The 24,005-nt window shown below is 34.7% G+C and carries 20 protein-coding genes and 1 tRNA gene; 7 read left to right on the forward strand and 14 right to left on the reverse strand.

Annotated features, from left to right (window positions below; all coding sequences use genetic code 11):
• The first annotated feature begins 1,673 nt into the window (after positions 1–1,673).
• Entirely contained in the window at positions 1,674–3,371 is a 1,698-nt protein-coding gene (gene argS, locus WBM_RS01225) for an arginine--tRNA ligase (RefSeq protein ID WP_011256406.1), read from the forward strand.
• 86 nt (positions 3,372–3,457) lie between these two features.
• Here the strand turns inward: argS and WBM_RS06170 are convergent, their stop codons facing one another.
• Positions 3,458–3,712: a hypothetical protein gene (locus WBM_RS06170; RefSeq protein ID WP_225416059.1), complete on the reverse strand. Its 255-nt coding sequence runs from the start codon at positions 3,710–3,712 to the stop codon at positions 3,458–3,460.
• 411 nt (positions 3,713–4,123) lie between these two features.
• Entirely contained in the window at positions 4,124–4,402 is a 279-nt protein-coding gene (locus tag WBM_RS06175; protein ID WP_225416060.1) for a hypothetical protein, read from the reverse strand.
• Positions 4,403–4,882: 480 nt separating this feature from the next.
• On the opposite strand from WBM_RS06175, the gene WBM_RS01235 reads away from it, so the two are divergent.
• The gene (locus tag WBM_RS01235; RefSeq protein ID WP_011256407.1) at positions 4,883–6,052 is read left to right on the forward strand and encodes an RluA family pseudouridine synthase; all 1,170 of its coding nucleotides are present in this window, start codon (positions 4,883–4,885) and stop codon (positions 6,050–6,052) included.
• A 460-nt stretch (positions 6,053–6,512) separates the two neighbouring features.
• Here WBM_RS01235 and pdhA read toward each other — a convergent pair whose 3' ends face one another.
• Positions 6,513–7,502: a pyruvate dehydrogenase (acetyl-transferring) E1 component subunit alpha gene (pdhA, locus tag WBM_RS01240; protein WP_011256408.1), complete on the reverse strand. Its 990-nt coding sequence runs from the start codon at positions 7,500–7,502 to the stop codon at positions 6,513–6,515.
• A 66-nt stretch (positions 7,503–7,568) separates the two neighbouring features.
• Between pdhA and hemJ the strand changes: the two genes are divergently transcribed.
• From hemJ to WBM_RS06180, 3 genes are all read left to right on the forward strand, one after another.
• Entirely contained in the window at positions 7,569–7,997 is a 429-nt protein-coding gene (gene hemJ, locus WBM_RS01245; protein ID WP_041571401.1) for a protoporphyrinogen oxidase HemJ, read from the forward strand.
• 47 nt (positions 7,998–8,044) lie between these two features.
• Positions 8,045–10,666, forward strand: coding sequence for a pyruvate, phosphate dikinase (gene ppdK / locus WBM_RS01250; protein WP_041571546.1), 2,622 nt, complete (start codon positions 8,045–8,047; stop codon positions 10,664–10,666).
• A 468-nt stretch (positions 10,667–11,134) separates the two neighbouring features.
• A complete protein-coding gene (locus WBM_RS06180; RefSeq protein WP_083750408.1) occupies positions 11,135–11,356 on the forward strand; it encodes a DUF6444 domain-containing protein in 222 nt (73 codons plus the stop codon).
• A 1,227-nt stretch (positions 11,357–12,583) separates the two neighbouring features.
• On the opposite strand, the gene dapA is transcribed toward WBM_RS06180, so the two are convergent.
• Both dapA and ssb read right to left on the reverse strand, forming a co-directional pair.
• Complete coding sequence (gene dapA / locus WBM_RS01260; RefSeq protein ID WP_011256411.1) at positions 12,584–13,486, reverse strand: 4-hydroxy-tetrahydrodipicolinate synthase; 903 nt, start codon at positions 13,484–13,486, stop codon at positions 12,584–12,586.
• A gap of 9 nt (positions 13,487–13,495) precedes the next feature.
• Positions 13,496–13,978 (reverse strand): single-stranded DNA-binding protein, encoded by a 483-nt coding sequence (ssb, locus tag WBM_RS01265; RefSeq protein ID WP_011256412.1) that lies wholly within the window; start codon positions 13,976–13,978, stop codon positions 13,496–13,498.
• Between the two features lie 371 nt (positions 13,979–14,349).
• Between ssb and WBM_RS01270 the strand changes: the two genes are divergently transcribed.
• Complete coding sequence (locus tag WBM_RS01270; protein ID WP_011256413.1) at positions 14,350–14,583, forward strand: hypothetical protein; 234 nt, start codon at positions 14,350–14,352, stop codon at positions 14,581–14,583.
• 420 nt (positions 14,584–15,003) lie between these two features.
• Here WBM_RS01270 and WBM_RS01275 read toward each other — a convergent pair.
• The 9 genes from WBM_RS01275 to WBM_RS01310 form a co-directional block, all read right to left on the reverse strand.
• Positions 15,004–15,077, reverse strand: a tRNA-Arg gene (locus WBM_RS01275).
• A 12-nt stretch (positions 15,078–15,089) separates the two neighbouring features.
• Positions 15,090–15,905, reverse strand: a complete 816-nt coding sequence (locus WBM_RS01280; protein WP_011256414.1) for a hypothetical protein — start codon at positions 15,903–15,905, stop codon at positions 15,090–15,092.
• A gap of 4 nt (positions 15,906–15,909) precedes the next feature.
• Positions 15,910–16,518, reverse strand: a complete 609-nt coding sequence (locus WBM_RS01285; protein ID WP_011256415.1) for a hypothetical protein — start codon at positions 16,516–16,518, stop codon at positions 15,910–15,912.
• Positions 16,519–16,522: 4 nt separating this feature from the next.
• On the reverse strand, positions 16,523–17,962 hold the full coding sequence (locus WBM_RS01290; protein ID WP_011256416.1) for a hypothetical protein: 1,440 nt from the start codon (positions 17,960–17,962) through the stop codon (positions 16,523–16,525).
• A gap of 789 nt (positions 17,963–18,751) precedes the next feature.
• Positions 18,752–20,494: a type I secretion system permease/ATPase gene (locus tag WBM_RS01295; RefSeq protein WP_041571405.1), complete on the reverse strand. Its 1,743-nt coding sequence runs from the start codon at positions 20,492–20,494 to the stop codon at positions 18,752–18,754.
• A gap of 187 nt (positions 20,495–20,681) precedes the next feature.
• Positions 20,682–21,689, reverse strand: coding sequence for a tRNA (adenosine(37)-N6)-threonylcarbamoyltransferase complex transferase subunit TsaD (gene tsaD / locus WBM_RS01300; protein WP_011256418.1), 1,008 nt, complete (start codon positions 21,687–21,689; stop codon positions 20,682–20,684).
• 69 nt (positions 21,690–21,758) lie between these two features.
• Positions 21,759–21,950, reverse strand: a complete 192-nt coding sequence (locus WBM_RS06185; RefSeq protein WP_233417518.1) for a hypothetical protein — start codon at positions 21,948–21,950, stop codon at positions 21,759–21,761.
• A gap of 72 nt (positions 21,951–22,022) precedes the next feature.
• Positions 22,023–22,229 carry a hypothetical protein gene (locus tag WBM_RS06190; RefSeq protein ID WP_011256419.1) on the reverse strand — a complete coding sequence of 69 codons (207 nt, stop codon included), beginning with the start codon at positions 22,227–22,229 and terminating at the stop codon, positions 22,023–22,025.
• A 628-nt stretch (positions 22,230–22,857) separates the two neighbouring features.
• Positions 22,858–23,220, reverse strand: a complete 363-nt coding sequence (locus tag WBM_RS01310; RefSeq protein ID WP_011256420.1) for a hypothetical protein — start codon at positions 23,218–23,220, stop codon at positions 22,858–22,860.
• 176 nt (positions 23,221–23,396) lie between these two features.
• Here WBM_RS01310 and WBM_RS01315 point away from each other — a divergent pair, with 176 nt between their 5' ends.
• Positions 23,397–24,005 (forward strand): superoxide dismutase, encoded by a 609-nt coding sequence (locus WBM_RS01315; RefSeq protein ID WP_011256421.1) that lies wholly within the window; start codon positions 23,397–23,399, stop codon positions 24,003–24,005.

The following is a 24,005-nucleotide window of genomic DNA, read 5'->3' on the forward strand; positions in this document are numbered from 1 at the left end:
CTAAGAGCATATGGACATTATTTGAATAATGTTCACTAATCCTATATTTCTCTTAATTTAAAGAAATTTCATAAGCAAGAGCTATCTACATGACAACTTCACCCACAACTCATTTTAGCAACACAATTAATCTAACCATACTTACAATTTCTCTTTGAAGTCTTATCATTTTTTTGCAACAAAACCTCTGAACTCCAATATCTGCTACTTATGCGACGGCTGGTTTGCCTACAATTATTAATGCGGCATAAACAAATCTTCTAGCTATGAAGCGACTTTGCTAAGCATATATTGCTTAGCTGCATCACTGTCAATATCGTATTTTAAAACGTATTGCAAATTAAGGATCTCAGATATGCTAATTTAGTCTTCATGTTATAAAATTATTAATTATTTTATCCTATAATAATCTAATAGTCATTTTTTAAGGATTTTTATGACTTGTTATTCAGTTTTACAACTATACGATGCTTATTCCCATGGTATAGATAAACCTTATTTCTCAGATTGTAAACCATTATACATATTTGATAGATTTGACAATAGGCCTTACTTTGATAGGGATTACATGACCACGAAAAAATTTTCCCTGCAGGCGATTACCGCATCATAATTTACACACGTCTTCCAAACATCATCATATTCCATTCTAAGGTGATCATAACCCATATTTCAAACATTATTGTAATCCATATCACAGTAATCATCGTGATATAGCATGGTGTCATGCTCACGACTTTGGTAACACAGTAGTGCTAAATATACCAACATATTGAACTCGAGGTGAAAGTGGAAAAATAGGAACTAGGATAATAGAAGTTGCAGAACTGCAGGAGTATCTGATGGTCTAGATGCTGCAGCATTTGGTTCTAGTGCAGATGCACTTTTAGGATAACAAATTGTTGCAGGTAATTGTAAGCGAAGGTGATAAAAGACGTGAAAAGTGCGTAGAGAATTAGAAGTGAGCAATATCATATTATGATTACAAACAGCGTTGACTTAATATGATAAATAGAATATAAGAAAAAGAAGGGATGTGCACTATGTACACCTGTCTATCAACTTATAACCTTTATAGCTCATTTGATTATAGTCTTTCTTGTCTTTCCTACTAGTACTGTTAATTTGAGATAAAGTTTTAAATTATATAGAAGATTTTTATGCCAGAAAATGATGAGAATTTAGAGACTACAGTAGAAGAAAGCAGCGAAGAGGAAATCTCATAACTTATGCTTTAAGCATTGTCGTGATCCATATTATTATATTATAATACTGCATGTTATCATGCCCATGATTCTGGCAATATAGTGGTAATATCTTATTGTTGGAAAGGTGGCTACCCATAGTAAAAGTTGGAGGATATACAGAATTTTTTAATTTAAATAAACCAGTACTGATATCTGATCTAGGTTCAACATTTTGATTATTATTAACTGCAAATAAAGAGCTGTTTAATTTTGATAAACTGTGTGAACGAAGATAAAGAGAGGACATTTTGCAAATATATGTGCTTTATATTTTACAAGTTGTCCTGTACCGTTGTCTGAGAAAATACGGCATTATTGGTAGACTTTTTCCTCTTAGCAGTTCTTGTATAAGTTACACAACATAACCCTTCCATTAGTCTTGTTTATTCGCTATATTGTTGGAGGTTTTCATAGTCTTTCCAATCGATGAATATTTTTAAACGGATTTCCTCCTTAATTTTGAGCAAATTAGATAAGTTGAAGCAAGGGGTATCAAGTGTAACAAATTTTATTGTGGAGCCTCCAAGCAATAGAGCACATGGTGATATTTACACAAATATTGCTATGGTGCTCGCAAAGCACGAAAAGAAGAAACCTGTGGAAATTGCAGAGGTTTTAGCCAAAGAGTTTGCACTGTTTGATGAGATTGCAAGGGTAGAAATAGCTGGCCCTGGTTTCATTAATATGCACTTAAAAATAGAAGTATGGCATGGGATTTTAGAGCAAATAAACGAGCTAAAGACGGAGTTTGGCACTCTTAACATTGGAAATAACCAGGCTATCAATGTTGAATTTGTATCTGCAAATCCAACCGGCCCACTGCATATTGGTCATGCAAGAGGTGCAGTGTTTGGTGATGTTCTAACAAATTTACTAAAAAAAGTTGGTTATAGGGTCACTAAAGAGTACTACATTAATGATGCCGGAGCACAGATAGATACGCTAGTTCGGTCGGTGTATTTACGATATAAAGAAGCCCTGGGAGAAAAAATTAGCATTGAAAAAGGCTTATACCCTGGTGAATATTTAAAGCCAATAGGAGAGGAGCTAGCCAAAAAATACGGCAGAGAGCTTCTAGAAAAGCAAGATAATCGAGTAATTAGAGAATACACTTTAAGCTCTATCTTAGAACTAATAAAGGAAGGCATGAACTTGCTTGGAGTAAGTCATGATGTCTTTACTTCAGAGTATGAGCTACAAAAAAGTGGTAAGATCGAGAAAAGCATAAAGCTGTTGTCTGATAAGGGCTTAGTATATGAAGGATACCTAGAAAAACCAAAAAGTAAAGAGAGTGAAAACTGGACTTCCAGAAAAGAGATGTTATTTCGTTCTACAGAGTTTGGTGATGATGTTGATCGTGCACTGAAAAAAGAGGACGGCAGTTGGACTTATTTTGCCTCAGATATTGCTTACCATTTCGATAAGATATCACGTGGTTTCAACAATATGATAGTAGCACTCGGTAGTGATCATGGTGGCTACATCAAAAGGTTAAAAGCGGTTATCTCTGCGCTGAGTGATAATCAAGCAAAAATAGAGGTAAAACTTCATAACGTTGTGAATTTTTTTGAGAATGGAAAACCCGTTAAGATGTCTAAAAGATCAGGAAACTTCCTGACAGTAAGGGATGTGGTAGAAGAAGTCGGTAGGGATATTACTCGTTTTATAATGCTAACGCGCAAGAACGACATGGTTCTTGACTTTGATTTTACTAAAGTTAAAGAGCAATCAAAAGACAATCCTATTTTTTATGTGCAATATGCGCACGTTCGTGCTCATTCATTGATGCGCAACGCTCCAAAAGAGCTCCCAAAAGCGAATCCTTCACTCCTAAAGACTAATGGAGAGCTCTTCCTCATAAAAACCTTGGCAAAGTGGCCAGATGTAGTAGAAACTGCAGCAAGGCTTTGTGAGCCGCACAGAATCACTTTCTATTTGCTTGAAGTTGCAGAAGCATTTCACATTTTATGGGGTTATGGCAAGAGTGATTTAAATATGCGGTTCATACTGGAGGACAACCCAAACCTCACCGCTGCAAGAATGTTTCTCGTACAAGCCTTAGTACACGTCATCGCTTCTGGACTTTCCATGTTTAACATAGAGCCTTTGGAAGAGATGAAGTAAATAAAAAAATATAAAAAAACTCTAACCCACTTGTGTATTAAGCTGCAACCGTATAACGTTTCTCTTTCCTGCTGTTGATGATTATTTTACCTGTTGTAACTACTGCTAAAATAAAGCGATAATACACCTTGGGTTAATAAAGAAATAGGTGGCACGGAAGCTATACTACCTGCCAGCAATAGTTGAGAACCATAAGGTAAGATGTCTTTTATAGTAGAGTAAAAATATCCAGTAAGTATACACTCATTACAGTACAATATTATGCTCTGTGCAAGTCTTTTTGTAATATTATCACTTAGTGAAATATCTATGGTGTTATTAGCAACTAAAATAGTAAACATAGATGCTGTACCTGCTATAAACTGTTGTTATTTTGTTTACTTTTTTAAAACTACCTTGTATGTCATTAGAATATTAAATTACAGTATAGTCAGGAAAAGTTGTTCCTAGTACACCAGCAATAATTATGTTTACAGTTGTTGTCGCTAGAGTGCTCTCTTTAAACAAACCCATAATCATTAGAGAAACATAGGGAATAACTTTTGCTATTGATAAATAATCTAAATTAGATGTAAGAACAAATTCTATACTATGTGAGGTAACTGCTGGTAGATAAGTGTTATAATGCTTGAAATAAACGCAACTTTTAAATTTGCTTTAAGTTTTTCTCTTACCAAAGCTCCTTGTGAAGAAATAGATGCAATAGTAGTATCAGATTATAATTGAAAGGTTGTCACTAAGTACAGCATCACCTACCCAGCCGCAGTTCCTATTTCAAGATCAAAAGCTCCATTTTTCGCTAAGTTAACAGCCATTGGTACCATTAATGCAATAACTTCCATAGATCTGCTAATTGCAGTTGAAATAAAAGCGTAGGCTAAAAATATTCCAGGCAGTAGTAATTTTGCTAGAGGAAAGTTAAGAATTAAGTTAGCAACAGTATCTGCGCTACTAATTGATTGAGTAATTGCAGAAAGTGCTCTGGAAGACAGAAAAGTTAAACACATAGTAAGAGCGTTTTTATTACCCATGCCCTCGATAACAGTAATTGAAGTTGCGCTGAATCTTATTTATACTAGGGAGATGGCAGAAAAAAAAGTGCTGGTAACAAGTAGATTACTGGTGAAACTTGATGAAGTGGATTGCTAATTCCGATAAAGGAAAAATAAGTACCACTTCAAAGATACAACATAAAAAATAACTAGAGAAAAAAAAGCTGTCATTTTACTGTACTTAAAACTTAGAAAGTGTAACTAGTTAAGTGGGCTTTTTAAGCAAGCACTAATATTTGGGTTTCGCTAATCATGCAGGAAACCGACAGCAGAGTTTTGAACTCTATATTCAATCTGTTTGCTAGATGGTACATGTAGTTCTTGACAATAGATCCTACTAAGCTCCAGCTCCGCTTACTGAAATGACATCCTAACAAGTGATTTCGTAGAGTATATTTTGTGCTATACTTTCTTATGTCATGCAAATAACTGACACTGGTGTTTATCCAAATAGAGTAAATGGGGAATATAAAAACCATATCAGTAAAAGATAATAACGTTAGACTAGACAGGTACATCAGAAGAATCTTTCCCAATTTAAAGCAATCCGTAATTGAGAAGTCTTTAAGGAGAGGACTGATCAAAGTTAATGACTGCAAAGCTAAGTCTAGTGATAGAGTAAACTCTGGACAAATTATAACGATAAAATACTTAGATTATATTGAAAACGCTAATTCTGACTGTAAACATAATGAAAAGTTGGTAGAGCTGTTAAGAAGCAACATATTATATGAGGACGAATATATATTAGCCATTAACAAACCTGCAGGAGTAATTGTTCAAGGTGGCATAAAAGTAAAGATTAGTATTAGTGATTTGCTTGATCAAGTCAGAGAGGGAGAAACATTTAAAATTGTCCATAGACTAGATAGAGACACAAGTGGAGCAATAATATTTGCACGTAATGCTAATGTTGCCAGATACCTTATGGAGGAATTTAAAGGACGGAGAGTAAAAAAAACTTACTTAGCATTAACCTCTGGCATACCAAGTAAGAATAGAGGAGTAATAGACTACCCATTGGTGAAGAAATATGTTTCAGGCCAAGAGAAAGTGGTCATTGACAAAAATTCACCCCAGGATGCCACTACGCGTTTTTCGATTATAGCAAAATTTAAACTCAATAAACCTCTCGTGCAACGCCCTATTATTCAAGTAGCTGATACACAGCTGTACGAACATTGTAATTTAAGTCTATCAAGAGTGTGTCATCTAAGCAGCCTTTCTTCCTGTTACTCCAGTGCTCTCCTTTGTCATCTCAGTGCCCCGATACTGGTATCCAGCAAAACTGATCATAAACAAGCACACTATACAACATTTTCAATCAAAAAACTGGATTCCAGTATCATGTGCCGGAATGACACCAGATCGGTTGCTTATTTAAAATTACAGCCAATTACCGGCAGAACTCATCAGTTGCGCACACATTTAGCCTATATAAACTGTCCTATTCTTGGTGACGGTAAATATGGTGGTAAAAAAGCTTTTGTTGATGGCATAGCGAGTAAAATCCATCTCCACTCATATTCTTTATCTTTAAAACTACCAAATAATAAAAAAATCACTATTACTGCCCCTCTCCCTGAGCACATCAAAAAGTCCATTGAAGCACTACACACTCCCTTTTGAGTAACAAATGCTAGCTTGCAAAGCAGTGGCTTAAAAAAAGGCAAAAGAAGTCCTGTGGTGGCTAGTTATTTACTATGTACTTTCAATATTAGCGTTTTTTATTCCAAACGCTTAATGATTAGCTGCTTTTTAAATTGCGACTAACCTTTAGCTGTAAATATTTAAGAAATTTACTAAGTAAAAAAAAGGCAAAAAAATCCCCGTGGTAGCTGGTTATCCATTATCATTTTATCAGTTGGCGTTTTTTTAATGTTTTTAGCGCTCAGCAAGCACGATTTACAGCACTAGCTAATAATGTAGACAATAATATAAAAGACATGAGGTGCACACAATGCAAAAAATTAAACATGAGACGCCAGATATGTTAAGTTTTTTTCGTTTGATCTGTACAGAGAAGGTAAATAACTAACTTCAGTGTTATGGGAGCTGGCGAAGTTTATCAAAGAATTTTATGTTTAATCTACAATGAACGACTGGCAGACTTGTAAACGTCAGTATATAGCTCATCAATGTTTGGCTCTTCACTATTTTTGGAAAAACCTTCTGACTTTTTCACTAAATCACGTATTTCCTTGTCAATTGCTTTACATTCTTCCTCTGAAGCAATTTTATTATCTATAATGCACTTCTTTAAAGTGCTTATAGGATCATGATTTTGCTTCATATCTTCAACTTCTTCTTTCGAACGATAAGTAGCAGGATCTGACATCGAATGGCCGCGATATCGATATGTCTCCATTTCAAGTAAAATAGGTCCTTTTCCGCTACGCGCGTACTCAGCTGCTTCGCTTGTAGCCGCATAAACAGAAAAGAAATCCATTCCATTAACTTGCTTCCCAGGAATACCAAAACTCTCCCCTCTCTTATATAGCTCAGTTACTAAAGTTGACCTTTGCACGGAGGTTCCCATCGCATATTCGTTATTTTCTATGATGTAAACCACAGGTAACTTCCACAAAGATGCCATATTAAATGATTCATACACTTGCCCTTGATTTGCAGCACCATCACCAAAATACGTGAATACCACATTATCTTTTTTCTTATATCTATTAGCAAATGCTATTCCTGTGCCAATTGGAACTTGTGCACCCACTATTCCATGTCCACCAAAGAATTGCTTTTCAACATCAAATATATGCATTGAGCCACCTTTACCTTTTGAACACCCAGTTTCTTTACCGGTCAGCTCTGCCATCACAACATCTGGATTGGAGTCACATGCAAGCATTAAACCATGGTCCCTATAACTTGTGACAAAAGCATCACCAGGTCTTGATGCAGCGTAAGTCCCAACTGCAACTGCTTCTTGTCCTATTGATAGATGACAAAATCCACCTATTAGTCCCATTCCATATAATTGCCCTGCCTTTTCCTCAAATCTGCGTATGAGTAGCATTTTTCTGTAAAATTCAATTACCTGCTCTTTAGTGAAATTTTCTGCTTTCATCTTGATTTCTTTTTCGTTAAACTGAGATAATATCAGAAATTTTTAATATCTTGTAACAATATCTACATGGATTATTACCACTGGCTCGAGGCTTTTCATATTATTTCCGTCATTATGTGGATGGCAGGTATGCTTTATTTGCCTAGGCTGTATGTTTACCACGCAACTGTAAAGCCAGGATCAGAAAGTGACAGCTTACTTCAAACAATGGAAAGGAGATTTTTAAGATACATCATAAACCCTGCAATGCTTTTTTCACTCAGTTTTGGGATTGCATTAATGATTATTAGGGAAGCGTACCGCGAAGGGTGGTTTCATGTAAAAGCACTAGCATTGTTTTTTATGTTTGGTATTCATGGGCTACTTGCAATGCACAGGAAGAAGTTTGCAATGGGTTCAAATGAAAAGAATCACGTTTATTTTCGCGTTTTAAATGAGATGGTAACGGTATTGATAATAATCATAGTTATTATGATTGTTGTGAAGCCGTTTTAGTGGATACTGTTTATGTGAAATATGTTTGTCAAGAAAAACCAGAAACAATGGAAGAAAAGTTAATATACTACTTTAGTCAGGACAAATGTGAAGGGAATGCAGAAATGAAAAGTCTGCTAGGAGGGAAGGGAGCAAATCTAGCAGAAATGTGTAACATTGGTATTCCCGTTCCACCTGGTTTTACAATTTCCACTTCTGCTTGTAAAAGTTATTACCAAGGTAATGGACTATCTGACGACCTATGTAGCACAATCAAAGAATACATGACAATGCTCGAAAATGATATTGGTTGCAAATTTGGAGATTCAAATAATCCCTTATTAGTTTCAATACGTTCCGGTAGTGTTAATTCAATGCCGGGCATGCTCGATACAATTTTAAACGCTGGCTTAAATGATACAACCGTCATTGGTCTTGCAAAAAAAAGCGGAGAACGTTTTGCTTACGATAGCTACTGCCGTTTCATCATGATGTATTCCAATGTTGTATTACAACTCGACCACCAACTATTTCAAAGCATTATTGATAACGAACGACAAAAAAATGGAGCAAAAAGTTTAGCTGATCTTAATGTTGATGTTTTAAAGAGGATTGTTTGCGATTTCAAAAAGATAGTGCATGAAAAAACAGAGAAACATTTTCCGCAGGACATTGAAGAGCAGCTGCTAAGCTCAGTAAATGCAGTGTTCGCTTCTTGGCAAAATGAAAGAGCTGTTTCCTATAGAAAAATACATAATATTCCTGAAAACCTTGGAACTGCAGTTAATGTACAAGCGATGGTTTTTGGTAATCTGAATAATAATTCCGCAACTGGTGTGATATTTACACGCAATCCTTCAACTGGAGAAAAAAAATGTTTTGGTGAATTCTTGGTCAATGCTCAAGGTGAAGATGTGGTTTCTGGTGTCTATACTCCTATACCGATTAATGGGAAGCAAGAAAACACCATGGAAAAGTTAATGTTAAGCGTTTATCAAGAATTATGTGAGGTATGTAAAAAACTTGAGGTGCACTATAAAGACATGCAAGATATCGAATTTACTGTGCAGGGCGGCAAGTTATGGATTCTACAAACTAGATCTGGTAAGCGTACAGCTGAAGCTACTGTTCGTATAACAGTTGATATGGTAAACGAAGGAACAATTACAAAAGAAGAAGGAATACTAAAAATCGATCCAAAAATTTTTGATAATTTATTACATCCAGTCCTCGAAGCTAGAGGCGATCAAAAAGTAATAGGGAAGGGACTGCCAGCTTCTCCAGGTGTTGCTTCAGGATATGTAGTTTTCAGCGCAAGTGATGCGGAAAAAGCTGCAGAACAGGGCAAAAAAATAATTTTAGTAAGGCTAGAAACGAGCTCTGAAGATATCAACGGAATGAATGCTGCAAGTGGTATAATAACAGCACGAGGAGGAATGACTTCGCATGCTGCCGTTGTAACCCGCGGGATGGGTAAACCATGCATTTGCAGTGTAAATGGACTTCATATCGATAAAAACGGAAATTTCTTTTCTGTAGGAGATACAACAGTAAATAAAGGGGAACCAATAACCATCAATGGAGGAACAGGTGAAGTTATGCTCGGCATCCTTCCCACAATTTTACCTGAGTTGTCGCAAGAATTCAAAACGATAATTAACTGGATAGATGAAACTAAAATGATTAAAGTGAGAGCGAATGCTGATACTCCAAAAGATGCAAAAATTGCTAAAGAATTCGGTGCTGAAGGCATAGGTTTATGCCGTACAGAGCATATGTTTTTTGCTAGTAACAGGATTGAGTTCATTCAAAGATTGATAATAGCTGATGACAAAACCGAAAGAGCAAGTGCATTAAGCAAGTTAGAGGAAATGCAAAAGTCCGATTTCAAAGAGATATTTTCCATTATGGGGGGCAGGGAGGTTACTATACGTTTGCTTGATCCACCTCTACATGAGTTTTTACCCGATAATCAATCTACTATAGAAAAGATTGCTAAATCACTGAATAAGTCAGTTGAATCAGTAAAAAACAAAATAGTACAGTTATCAGAAAAAAACCCAATGCTTGGCCACCGAGGCTGCAGGCTTGCCATTTCTCATCCTGAAATATATAGCATGCAAACCAGGGCAATACTTAGTGCCGTGGACGAGTTAAAGAAGGAAAAAAAGGCAGAAGTTAAGCCAGAAATTATGATTCCTTTTATCATGAGCGAAAAAGAGTTTATCTTGATATGCGAGTTATTAAAAAAAGAGGCTAAAAATTTCGATGTGAACTATTCAATTGGAACGATGATAGAGCTACCACGGGCAGCACTGATTGCTGATAAGTTAGCAAAATATGCAGAGTTTTTTAGTTTTGGCACTAATGATTTAACGCAAACAACTATGGGGCTCTCAAGAGATGATTCAGTTAGTTTCCTCAATTCTTATAAAGAAAATAATATATTTGAAAACGATCCATTTGAAGTACTAGATGTCGAAGGGGTAGGGGAGTTAATTAAAATAGCTATTGAAAGAGGGAAAAAAACCCGAAAAGAAATTAAACTTGGTGTATGTGGAGAGCACGGAGCAGATCCAAGATCCATAGAGTTTCTTATCAAGTCAGGGGTAAGTTACATCTCATGTTCACCTTATAGAGTACCAATTGCAAAGCTTGTGGCGGCTCAGAAATCTAAGTGTGTTGGATAAGCGGAAAACAATAGCAAATGGTACGTACTATTCCAGGGCGTACTGCACGAATTGCAATATTTCAGAATAAATGTATACCAAAAATGCAAAAAAAACACTTGACAAATCTTACCAGCCTCTTTATTATAAATAATAAAGTTGTTTTGTAATTCAAAGTCTAGGTGTATATTTAATTTCTATGGTATTTTTCCTATATTCTTTCTAGATTTTTTTTGTAGTAGAGTTGGTTTATTGTACCTAATATTATGTGTTGTACTTATCAAGCGTTTAAGGCAGTATAGAACACCAATTTTCAGGATTAGAAAGTAAATAACTATCTACTATGCGGATTTTTTTACCTTTTTTCTACTTATTAAATTTCTTATAACCGTTCACGGAGATAAGGGATTTACAAAGTGATTGTAAAAGTGTAAAGACATGAGAAGCTAAGTATAGAGTGGGTATGATAACAGGGCTGCAGAAAAGATTGTGGCGTACAAATCAAAAAACGCTAATCTCAAAGAAGAAATAAAGGCTCTGATTATAGAAAATGATGGCTTAAAAGCAAAAATAATTGAGCTAGAAGATAAACTGGGTCTGAACTCAAAAAGTTCATCTCTACCACCATCGCAAGATATATATCGCAAAAAAACAAAAAAGAAAAGTGATAAAAAACCAGGAGGTCAGCCAGGGCATAAGGTATATAAGTGAGATTTGATGGTAGCAAATATAGTAGTAGACTATACAATTTTATCAGGTTTGTGTGTGTGGAAATAAGGTTGTTTTAGAAGATGAAATTGTCCATTAAAAGGTAGAATTACCAGAAATCAAACCAATCGTAACTGAGTACAGGTTGCAAAGAAACTATTACAGAGCTTGTGATAGGAAGGGTTCAGCTAGTTTAACCATGGGGGTTTCAAGAGGTCCTCTAGGGTTCAATGCTAAAACAACAATTAGCAGCCTAAGTGGCTTTTTTATTAACTCGAAAAGAAAAGTACAACAAATTTTAAGCAGTATATTTAACCTCAATATAAGTCTTAGTTTAGTATCAAAGACTGAGCACAGAGTATCAAAAGATGCGCATCTGAATATGAGAAAATGAAGGAAGAATTGAAAGAAACCTGCATATAGATGAAACATAGCACAGAAATCAAGGAGAAAGAGGCTGGGTTGGGTAATAACAACAAAGCGCTCTGACACTTCTAAAGATGACCGAGTCTCGTGGCAAGAAGGTGTTGCAAAGTTTACTGCCAGAATACAATGGCATAGTTGTAAGCAACAATACGCTGCGTACAATTATTTTAGTTTGAAAATAGATAGATATGTTGGACACATTTGACAAGAGATTTTCAAAGATTTGCGTATAGTAAAAATATTGAAGTGAGCAAAATTGGCCAGGCGCTCAAGTCACTCAATAACAGAGTATTTGTGGTACAAAAGCAAAAAAATAAAATTTGGTAGATGATTTACGATTTTATCAACTAATGTAAAAATTTTGAAAAAGGGTAGAACATCTTTTGTGTAAAATGACTAGGGTTATAAATGGTACTCAAACTTTGAGGATGGCTGCCAAGATGTTAAGATCTGAGGATATGGAAGTTTTTACGAAAACTTGAAGTGATAGATACAACCAATAACCTTGCAGAACGGTAAATGAGGCGCTATGTAATCTATTGTAAGAACAGCTTTTTCACTTGGTCAGAACGTGGAGAAAGATTCATAAAGATGTTGTCGATATTTTAACTTCGCGTCTAAATGGCCAAAATTCCTTTCAAAAGTTACAGAATCTAGTAACTGTTACTGCTTAATTCTTTATTCATTTCCACAATTTGTAAACGGTTACTTTTTCTTAAATATTTATAGCTGGAGCAATTTAGGGGCAAACGAAAACGGTATTACTCCAGCGTGTAACGCTGTAATCCAGACTGAATTCCATGATCAAACCATAGGGTGATAAAAATAATTAACTTTTTCCAAATTTAAAATTATTTCGGTTGCTTTTTTTATCTCATCAACAGAAGGCAAGTCTTGTGTACTGAGTGGTAAGCGGACAGTTCTGTGTTCTATAAGTCCAATGCCATGTAGCAGTGCTTTAGTAGGTATTGGATTGCTAGCAATAAATAGAGCTTTACAAGCTTGTTGCCAGACATCTGCGTGAAAGCTCTTGCCATTGAGGCACTGCTTAACATATTCATGCGCTACATGTGGCCAGGCATTAGAAGCAACAGAAACTAGGCCTGCTGTACCGTAGGCAGCCATGTCATGTATCATATTGTCATCTCCACAAAAAACCTCGACATTTGGTGCAACTTTTTTATACTCAATTAAAGTATCAACGGTTCCACTTGAATCTTTAATAGCCCAAAATCTTTCATGGCTAGATAAGTTGTATACAGTTTCAACATGAAGGCTTACTCCTGCTCTTGACGGAATGTTATAAAACATAGCCGGCACATGAGCTTTTTCAAGTAGCTTTTCGAACCATAAAGTTTGCCCCATAACACCAGGCTTTGTGTAAATGGGAGTTGTCATTAGATAGCCATGAATAGGTATATCCTTGCAAAAGTTAAGCCACTCAAGAGTTTGATATAAATTTACTCCCGGCACACCAATTATAATTTTCATGTTTAATTTCAGCTTACATGCAAATTCAACTAACGTACGTTTTTCAGAATCAGTAAGCGATAGACTTTCACCTGTACTACCTAGCAACACTACGCCATTTTCAGCTTTGGCTTGCATTGTCAGTAAGTGCTGCAAACTGCAATAATCTATACTACCTCCGTTGTAATTAAAGGGAGTGACGCAAGCAGTCCATAAAAATGTAGATGATGATTTCAATTGCAATTATTAAAATGGTATTTCATCGTCGATTAGCTCTTCTTTTACCTCACTATCAAAATTTTCATACTGATCTTTTTGCCCTGTTTCGTCTTGCTTGTATTCATTTGATTTGTAGTCAGAGCTTGCTGCGTTATTTCGTGAGTCCAAAAGTGTAAGGGTACCATTAAAATTCTGTAGCACTACTTCTGTTGTATATCTTTCACTACCATTTTGGTCAGTCCACTTTCTAGTTTTCAAAGAGCCTTCAATATAGACTTTACTGCCTTTGCGTACAAAATCTTTTACAACTTTTACTAATCCTTCACTAAAAATTACGATATTATGCCATTCTGTCTTTTCAGAGCGCACACCGGAAAATTTATCAGTCCAGCCTTCAGATGTAGCTATTGAAAAATTCGCCATTTCTTTTCCATTTTGCATAGTTCTAATTTCAGGATTCCTCCCTAAATTACCAACTAATATGACTTTATTTACAGTACCATTTGACATAATTGTGCTTTGAATAAACTCTTTACATTATCTTATGCAAAAATAGTATTGTCAAATTTAATAGAAAGTGCATTACACATTTTACATCTAAATTATCTAGCACTGAAGGTAAAATAAGACATTTTAAATGAGATCCAACTAGATCATCTAAAAGTGATAGACTTCAGGAGGAACGAGATACCGCTACTATGGAGCGAGTAATTGGAAAAGTTTTATGGATCGACAGAAAAAGCTGCTTAGAGAAGAGGTATGTGAGGCTAAGTCTTATTTTTACATGTAACCCTTGTATAATTTTTAGCATTGTATAAAGTGGTCGACAGCTACTGAAATGCAAATTGAAATATTAGCATAATATATCATGGGCAGATAAAGTGGATTTTAACCAACATGTGGAAGCTAATGCTTTAAAAGTATTAGATACTACGGTCAATATAAGCAAGCTAGTAAGTTTTTTACAAAGTAACAAGCACATTGTAAAACTTAGTTTAAAATATGTAAGAATTGATGATGAAGATGCAAAAGAGTTAGCTAAGCTAACACATCTTGCTGCACTTGATCTAAGTATGAACAGAATTGGTTACAAAAGGAATAGAGGCTTTAGCTAATAGTAATCTCACACATCTTATTTCACTTGATTTACAGTATAACAATATTGGTGACAAGTTAGCTAGTAAAGCTATCCTTACTTCATTGGGAAAAAACATAATAAAGTAAAGAGAAACAGAAGAGAGGCATACCGGAGGCAATTAGATTAAGAGAAGAAAACCATCCAGGTAGTAAGTTGGGTGAGATACAGCTAATATCGCGTAACCAGTCACTGAGCCCTTCATGTTCTGACGATAGTGCAGGGTTACTAGACCGTTAATCTGGCAGTTTTGCTGCATAGTCACCTGTTATGTAGAGACTGGATATTAAAAGTAAAAAACGCATGGTAGTGTGCTGCAGGTATGATATGTGTAAACTACGCCTCATGAGTGGCTCAGGCGTTTTATGAAGATAGACTTTTTTCTTGATCAAGTCGTTAATGCGCTTGGAGGGATTTGAACCCGCGGCCTTTGCCTCCGGAGGGCAACGCTCTATCCAGCTGAGCTACAAGCGCACATCTGTTAAATTATTTAATAGATAAGCTATCTAAGTCAAATTTTTGCTTCGGATAAAGTGTAAACATAATATTCCCATACCCAAAGTATACATTTTTGGAATCATTAGGTTGTTTTTTTGTCATTTTTTGATTTACAGTCCACACAAAAGTTACATAATTTTCAGTTACTGAATAGACTTTTAGATTCTTAGTGTTCGTAAATAATTTTCTATTTACCCATATTTTCCATGTGTCGGGGGAAAGGTATAAAATTGAATCTAAGCTTACTACCTTACTGTTAAAATTATCTAATATCTCCTCTTTTGCAGCTCTTGAAGATCGTAGGTTAAATTTTTTCATTTCACTGACCATTTTATTGACTGATTCCTTGTCAAAGAAAATGCTTTTTATATCATTGTATTGTGATAAGACGTCAAAGTTACTTTCCACTGCTTCCTTTATTATATAGTCACGATTTGTGTAGCTTGTCTTTTGATTACTTATAAAAAAACATTCCTTTGCACGCAGGTTTGCTATATCAATAAAATCATTGATTTCTTGATTGCCAACTTTGAAAATGCTTTCAAGATATTTTTTCTCCATCATCATCCCATACTTAGAATGGTGGCAAACCATCTCATCATTATCTTGTTTTTCTATATATACACATAAATCTTTGCTGCTTAGTCCTAGTATTTTATGCTCGATAAAGTCTTCATTACCAATATATTGTTGACAAGTATATTCTTTACAAATTTCTATACTTTCTATAATATCCTCACAACTGCAATATGTACTAGCGTCGAAGAACAGTAGAGTGAAAATAAAAAACAGCTTTATTTTCATTATTTCATCTACTTAGTATAGTATACCAGTCAAAGACTATGTTAGCTCTTACTGTTTCTATCATATTACCATTTAAAATCTGATTCATAGTTGCAGTATCAATATTTCTCTCTTTGTTCAAGATAAGAGATTTGATCATAACATAACCAGGCAGACTTGGAACGGATTGTAGAAATAAAAAAATGTGCTTATCACTAATTGAACTTAAATTTAGGGTTACTTCACTTTTTATCACTTTTGTGTGTTCACTTTTGTTGTATAGTTCAATTTCTTCAGGTATGGAAATTGATATTTCAGGTTCTAATATGCAGTACTTTTTATATAACTTGCCAAGCTCAAAATTTAAATTTGTAATGTATCTGCTGCTGTGTAAATTTGAAGAGGAAATTTTTTGCCATAAATCTAGGTTTTTATCTAAAACAACTTCCTTTTTTTGAACATCAGTAATTTGTAAATTAATAGAGTGTATTTCATTAATAGCACTCTGATTTTTATTATAGACCTTTCTGTTATAAATAACAGCGTACATTAGTAATCCTATTAGTCCAATAGATAATAACAGATATAATATAAGCTGAATTGCAACTCTTCTTTTTAACTGAGAAACGTTCACTAGCTTACATAGCCTCTCCTATTTTAACATTAATAGGTATATTTTCCTCTTCAGTAGCAGGCAAGCTAGAAATACTAATATCATAGGTGCGAAAATTATTGTTCAATTTTTTTTGTAATTCCTTATACTGATAGGAAACATTTTTACCAGGCTGAAAATTAAACCTTAAAGTTGTGGTGATGTAATTTTTCGCCTCATTATAATTCCACTCAAACGATTGAAGCTCTACATCTGGTACTTTCAATTTTTCTACATATTTAACCTGTGTAAGGGGGGAATATTCCATCTTCAGTAGAATATTATTGATATTAATGAAATCGTAAACTTCATCTATTTTTTTTACGTTGTAGCTCTGGCTTAGCTTTGCTAATTGCTTATCTAAAGCTTCCTTTTTTGCTGATAGATTATCGGCAACATTAAAATTTGAATGCAAATTTAGCAAACAAAGAATGTTGATTGTAATTAAAATTGAAGTGAAATATAGAAAAATTCGAGGAGAGTTCAGATGGAAGTAATTTAACAAATAAAATTCTTTAGTTTCTTTTGTGTAAAAAACAGCTATTGGCTTATTCTTAAAACTATGAAATAAGATTATGGTATCACAGAAGCTATCTTTTTCACTGACAGCTAATTCTGACCCTAATAATCTGCCTAACTCATGTGGGGTTAATATGTTCACGCTATTCTCTGAAAAATTTATAACTGATAAGCTAGTCTTAATATCTTCTTGTACTACCATGCAAAGATCGATTGGGTCGTTTCTTTTGAAACCAAACTTAGTTAAGGACCGAATGGTATTTTGCACTTCCTGATATATTCCACCCGCAATAATTCCTGGTAAATTATCATTGGTAAATGGAACTAAGCGCGTAAATATCATTTTGTTTTCTTTAAAAACTACTTGTCTATAGCCTCCAGTTTTGGTTGCAACTACTATAATTTTCCAATTATTGAGATCATTATAAAAAACCTTTTTTGCTATGTTGTTTATTTCTATAGGAAACATTAATATTCCCTTAAAGTTAGAGCCTATTCCAATAAATACATTTAGCCAATATTCTACTAAACGCTTTGCTTTTGATGAAACAAGAAGGTAATACCAATTTTGGTTGAGTTTGTTTGGCTTTTCAACCAGAAGAACTGAGCTTATATCATTATTGCGAGTGAGGTGTTCCATCTTCGTTTTTGCCGATAGATAGGCGCTAATTCTATTTACTCTTGGAATGAGCTGTAGCGAGTAATTTTGATCTGCATGGTTTAACACCAAGTATAAAGGTGCTTTTTTGTTGGATGAAAGACATGAATTTAAGTCGAACACTGCTTTGTCGTTTTTGTCCTTGACAAAATACCTTTTATTTAAGGTATTATTTTTGAAATACAGCAATATTGTGCCTTCTTCTCCAATAGAAAGCATGAACTTACTTTTGGGTTTTGAACTAAACATGTTAACAAAGCGTATATCTACCTAGAATTCAAAAAAACAATTTATTGAAATTCGTTAGACGTTATCAAGAAATATTGTTATAGATTTCCACGGCAACATCATTTACATTATTATTTTTAATAAATTTATTATCAATGCTAATCTACTCATATAACAAAATTTATTCTACAATTTTGATTGACATAAATTATTAGCACGGTTATTATCAACATTGTATTAATGTATGAGGTAGAAAATTAGGCAATTCTAAGGTACTATTTCTATTAAGATATTCAATTACTATTTTTCACTATGTGCATTTAACCTTGTAGCTAAGGTGTTTGCTTATCCTATATTTTTGGCAATTTTTAATGCTACTGGGTGCCAATGCTTTTTAAGGTAATTGCTTCTTTTCCTATAGTAGTTGCATTAAGTTCAGCAGTATATCTTTTCAAGTTAACTGTTTCTGCAATAAATGATAAGAAGAAATAGATCTTAATGTCGTAGACGGCAGTGCAATAACTTTGGATAATGATGTCAGCACAAAAACGGAAACAATAACTTCTTAAGCACTGCTGGTAACCAACTCCTCCTCCATTATTGCCATCTCCTACAGCTGCACCACCTTCACCTCCTCTACTAGTCGAAGTAAAAATGGACTGTTACCTAGTGGATAGTAAAGTAAAAAGCCCACCCCTCTTGACCAAGGTTTTTAAGAGACACAAGAAGGCAAGAAGAACAAAAAACATCTGAACGCATTAGTAAATAAATGGACTGTAAGATAAAGGGAAGTAACAAACACTGCTTTTATTAACCACTTACTGAAGAATGTTCATCTTCTGTGGTATTTGATGATGAAGCAACTAATTTACTCAAAATCTCATCCCTTGGTCCCATAGTGTAAATAACACCGTCTGACATGAGTATTACTTTATCAGCCAAAGATAATAACGGTAATTTGTGAGTTATGATGATGGTAGTTGTATTTTGCTTCCTTGCAACATTGATTGCGTTAATTAAGCATGCCTCTCCATTACTATCTAAGTTAGCATTTGGTTCATCGAGCACCAAAAGTTTTGTATTCCCATAAAAAGCTCTTGCAAGACCGAGTAGCTGTTTCTGCCCACCAGAGAGCGTCACTCCAAAATTCCCTATCGTTGTATCATACCCATTTGGTAGACTTAGTATTAATTCATGTATTCCTGCGATTTTTGCTGCTTTGATTATTTCTTCAGTGTTTGGATCTGGTCTCATACGAGCAATGTTAGCTTTAACACTGGTGTTAAATAACTCAATATCTTGAGGTAAGTAACCAACATAATTACCAAAAATTTCTCGATTCCAAGTGTATACATCAGCGCCGTCCAGTCTCACTACGCCAGATATGGGTTTCCATACACCAACAGTTAGCTTTGCTATGGTTGACTTGCCAGAGGCACTTGGACCAATGACACCAACTACATCACCTGGTTCTATTACAAATGATACGCCCTTTATCGTTGATTTGTTGCTTCCATAAGGAGTAAAAAATACTCTATCAAATTCCAATTTTCCTGCAGGTTCTGGTAGAGCCATGGTTTGCTCTCTCTTTGGTGACGTTAATATAAGCCTTTGCAGTCTTTCATATGACATCCTTGCCTGATTTAAAAATTTCCAAGTGTGAACTGCTGCATCAAATGGAGCTAATACTCTACCCATTAAAATCGAAGCGGCAATGATACTACCAGCAGTCTTATGAGCTGTAATTGCAAGTAATGCACCTGTTCCAATTACCGATATTTGCAGAGTTGAGCGCAAAAACTTAGTGATACCAGTAATCACGTTAGAACGATTTTGTGCTTTAATTTGCATTGCTCGGTTTTGGTCGTTTCGTTTACACCAATCAGAGACTATGAATTCTGACATACCCATAGCTTCAACTACTTCTGCATTTCTTGTTGCAACATCTATGGCATTGATGTTACGTATAGTTTCTTCATTGGTTTCTTGTAATATGCGTTTAGTGGCAAGCTCATTCCACACTGCCATAGAGACTAATATAATAATTCCGATAGTAGCTATGAACCCTGTGGAAGTATGTATCATAAAGATCACAACAAGGTAAATTAACGACCATGGAGTGTCGAACAGTGAGAATATACTATTTCCTGTAATAAAATTTTTTATCACTCCAAGATCCCGTATTGCTTCACCACTAGAAGCTGAGCTTTGTACTGATGTTAGCCTAATTGACCTTACTATCAGGTCTGGTGTTACAGCTTTATCAATCCAATCACCAATTTTTGCCATAGCTAAATATCGGCAAGTTTCAAGCATTGCAGAGCACGCAAACGCGGATAAGGTGATGATTGTTAGCATAGTTAGTGTTGATACGCTTTCGCTTGATATCACTCGGTCAAGCACTTGAGAGGTGTAAAGTGGCAGAAATAACATTAATAAATTGATTCCTGAACTGAACCAAAAAATAAACCAAAATGCACTTTTACATTTTCTTAGGCAGACATACAGTGTGCTTTGCTTCAATTCTTTTTTTATTGATGGAGTAATTTCCACAATTTCTCTCTTAATCTGATTAATGCACCGTATACAATTTTTATTACAAAAATATTAATAAAGGTAGTTATTTTACTTTAAGTTAATATAATAAAATATTAACATATGTAAATAGAAAATATAAACGACAATAAGAAAGAAATAAAATTGATATTTTCTTCATTACCTAATTCAGAGTTGGAAATTTTTAATAACTTCCCAATTCCCACCTTGGTCTTGGTGCAAAATTGAGGGAGTCTATGTAATCCTTCTGTAATATTTCAATTCCTGTCCACCCAACCATTACTGCATTGTCTGTACATAGATTAATTGGGGGAAAAAGTATGTTTAAATTTATGTGTTTTTTTAATTTTTTTCTTAGGAAATTATTTGCTGCAACTCCACCAGTAACTACAAAGTCATTGATCTTGATATTTAAAGATTCGGCCATAATAACCGCATTTTTGACTCTATCCAATAATATTTCACTAATACACTCTTGAAATGAAGCGCATACATCACACACATCTTGTTCACTCATTTCAAGTTCTTGTACTAAGTTTTTTACTGCAGTTTTGATTCCAGAAAATGAAAAATTACACCCAGGACGTTTTCTCATTGCCCTTGGAAGCTTAAATCTTGTGCCATTGCCTTTTTTAGCTAGCTTTTCGATTAATGGACCTCCTGGATAGCTTAACCCCAACATCCTAGCAACTTTGTCAAATGCTTCACCTAACGAGTCGTCAAGTGTTTCTCCAAGTTTAATATATTTACCTACATTCTGTGCAATTAAAAATTGGCAGTGACCACCTGATATTAAAAGGACTAGAAATGGAAATTTGACTTCATATAGTAACCTAATAACCAACACATGCGCTTCTAGGTGATTAACGGCAATGAATGGTTTTTGTGTTACATGTGCAATTGCTTTTGCCATCATTGTGCCAACTATTAATCCACCTATGAGTCCTGGTCCTGATGTTGCTGCAGTCGCGTCCAGATTACAAAAATTGAGGTTAGATTTTTCTATAGAGTTTTTTATTAGACTGCTTAGATGCTCCATATGGGCACGTGACGCTATCTCAGGAATCACACCACCGCGTTTTTTGTGTTCTGTTTGAGAAAGAATTTCTTGAGCAAGGACTTGCTTTTCACTATTTACAATCGCCACTGCAGTTTCATCGCAGCTTGTTTCAACGGCCAGAATGGTTTTCATTTATATCCAGTTATGTATTACTGAAACTATACTTTAAAATATTGTGAAAGTTAATTGTATTCTGCTGAGTTAATCATCATTTCCAAATATAGAGCTAATCTTTTTGCCTCTAGGAGAAAATTTGTTAATCCAGCTGCTTTGCACTTTGGTTACGTCTTTAAAAGCAGTTTTATTGCTGTATTCCTTGATTTCCTTATCCACTGCGTCCATTATTTGTGGATCTAAGCAGCTTTTTTTCCACTGGTCAGTAGCAAAAGACACTTTGTTAAATCTCGGGTGCGAATTAAGTATTCTTTGCCTTTAAGATAAACCTCTTGCGCCTAAGCAAATAGCTCAAAATAGTGCAAATAACTCAGATGTGCGTGGTTTTGCAGCTTGATAAGCTTGTATTTCTTTAAAGATAACTTGACCAATAATTTTCTGTACAAAAATATTTGCCTGCTTTAAGTTCCGCTCAATATCTTGATAAACTTTATAGAGAAACTCCTGCTCTAGACTTAAGTTAAGCTCATTTTCAACCATATGTGAAAGTTCATGCACTATAACGTACGGGTTTAACCTCTTAGTACAATAACATACCTACTTTACACCACAGACAGACCTAATTGTCTTACATACCCCTTCCTCGATGTCCACTAGTTCCTTTTGATATATTTTAAACGAAAGCCTATTTTACTTTATTAGCGACAAAGTAAGGTTCAATGTGCTTCCAAACTTCTCAAATTGATAGAGATATTCAATATATTGTACTACATTTTCACTGTTCTCTACCTGAGTTGCCCGTTTTATTAAATTTCTGATTATCATACCTTATATTATTAAGGGAATATTTTTTATATTCAAGAATTGAGTAGGTATAAAATGCTTTCCATTTACTTGGGTAACACCTTTTCTAAAAGGCCCATGACTAAACATCAAAGTCATGTACATTATATTATGTAGATTAGCTATGCAATAGCATTCTCGTCAAGAAGGCCTTTAGTAGGCTCAGGTTCTTTTACTCCACTCAATTTACTTGACACTTTATCAACAATCCAAGTCAGTGGTGTCATAATTAACGCAGCAGTTCAGATAACAGCTGAAACAATGTAAGATAGGAGTGAACCAAAGAAATCGGCACATTTTCCACCATATCGTTCCGCTGTGTGCTGCCAATCATTTGAATATTCTACGAGAGATTTCGGGCCTTCTGTTCCTTTGAAATATGAAAATAATTTTTTTGGCAAGTACATAAGATATGCAACTCCTGTATAGAGTACAAGTAATAAATTTGCAAAGCCAGAATAGCAATCATTGCGTCCGTGCCCCAAACTACTTTCTCTCTTCTTCCCATAGTTATTCCTGAAGTGTTAAGATCATGCTTTACTCCTACGAGCATGCCCTTAATTGGCCATAAAACGCTATTGATATAGTAAACGGATTTATAAAAACTATTTTGTAGAACTTTGCTGCCATTATTTTGTTCTACAGCAGGAACAGTTCCTTGTTGAGCATATTGCTTAAAATTGTTATATGTTAATGTAATCAACACATTAATCTCCTAAAAAATTATATAATGAAAAATGTAATTATTATTTACATTACTATATTAGTATAACCTTTTTTTAAGTAATTGCAATGGATGCTCAATATTTTAACTAAATTATATATTGCACAGGAGCACATATTATCCTACTATAGAAGTAGGTCAAAAATGAAGAGTTTAGCATGAATTTTACTTTACCTGAGTTACCATATGATAAAACAGCTTTAGAACCTTACATATCTGCAAAAACCTTAGATTTTCATTATGATAAGCATCATAAGGGATATTTAAATAAGCTCAATGAACTAATTGAGAATACAGATTATCAAAATGTGAAAATTGAGGAATTAATAATGAAAGTTCACGGCAATAGTGACGAAGTTCCTGTGTTCAACAATGCTGCACAAGTTTGGAACCACACTTTTTATTGGAATTCAATGAAAAAAAGTGGTGGTGATAAGCCTAAAGAAGATGGTCTTTTAGCAAAAAAAATTCAAGATGATATTGGTGGCTTTGATAAGTTCCATGAGGAATTTTTCAATCATGGAATAGGCCAGTTTGGTAGTGGATGGGTATGGTTAGTGCTTGAAAGAGGGAAACTCAAGATCACCAAAACTCCAAATGCGGATTTACCATTAATTTATGATCAAGTACCACTACTCACTATGGATGTATGGGAGCATGCCTATTACTTAGATTGTCAAAATCGTAGAATTGACTACATAAAGATCTTTCTTGACCACTTAATTAATTGGGATTTTGCAGAAGAGAATTTAAAGAAGAATACATAG

The sequence above is a fragment of the Wolbachia endosymbiont strain TRS of Brugia malayi genome (assembly GCF_000008385.1).
Taxonomy (GTDB): Bacteria; Pseudomonadota; Alphaproteobacteria; order Rickettsiales; family Anaplasmataceae; genus Wolbachia.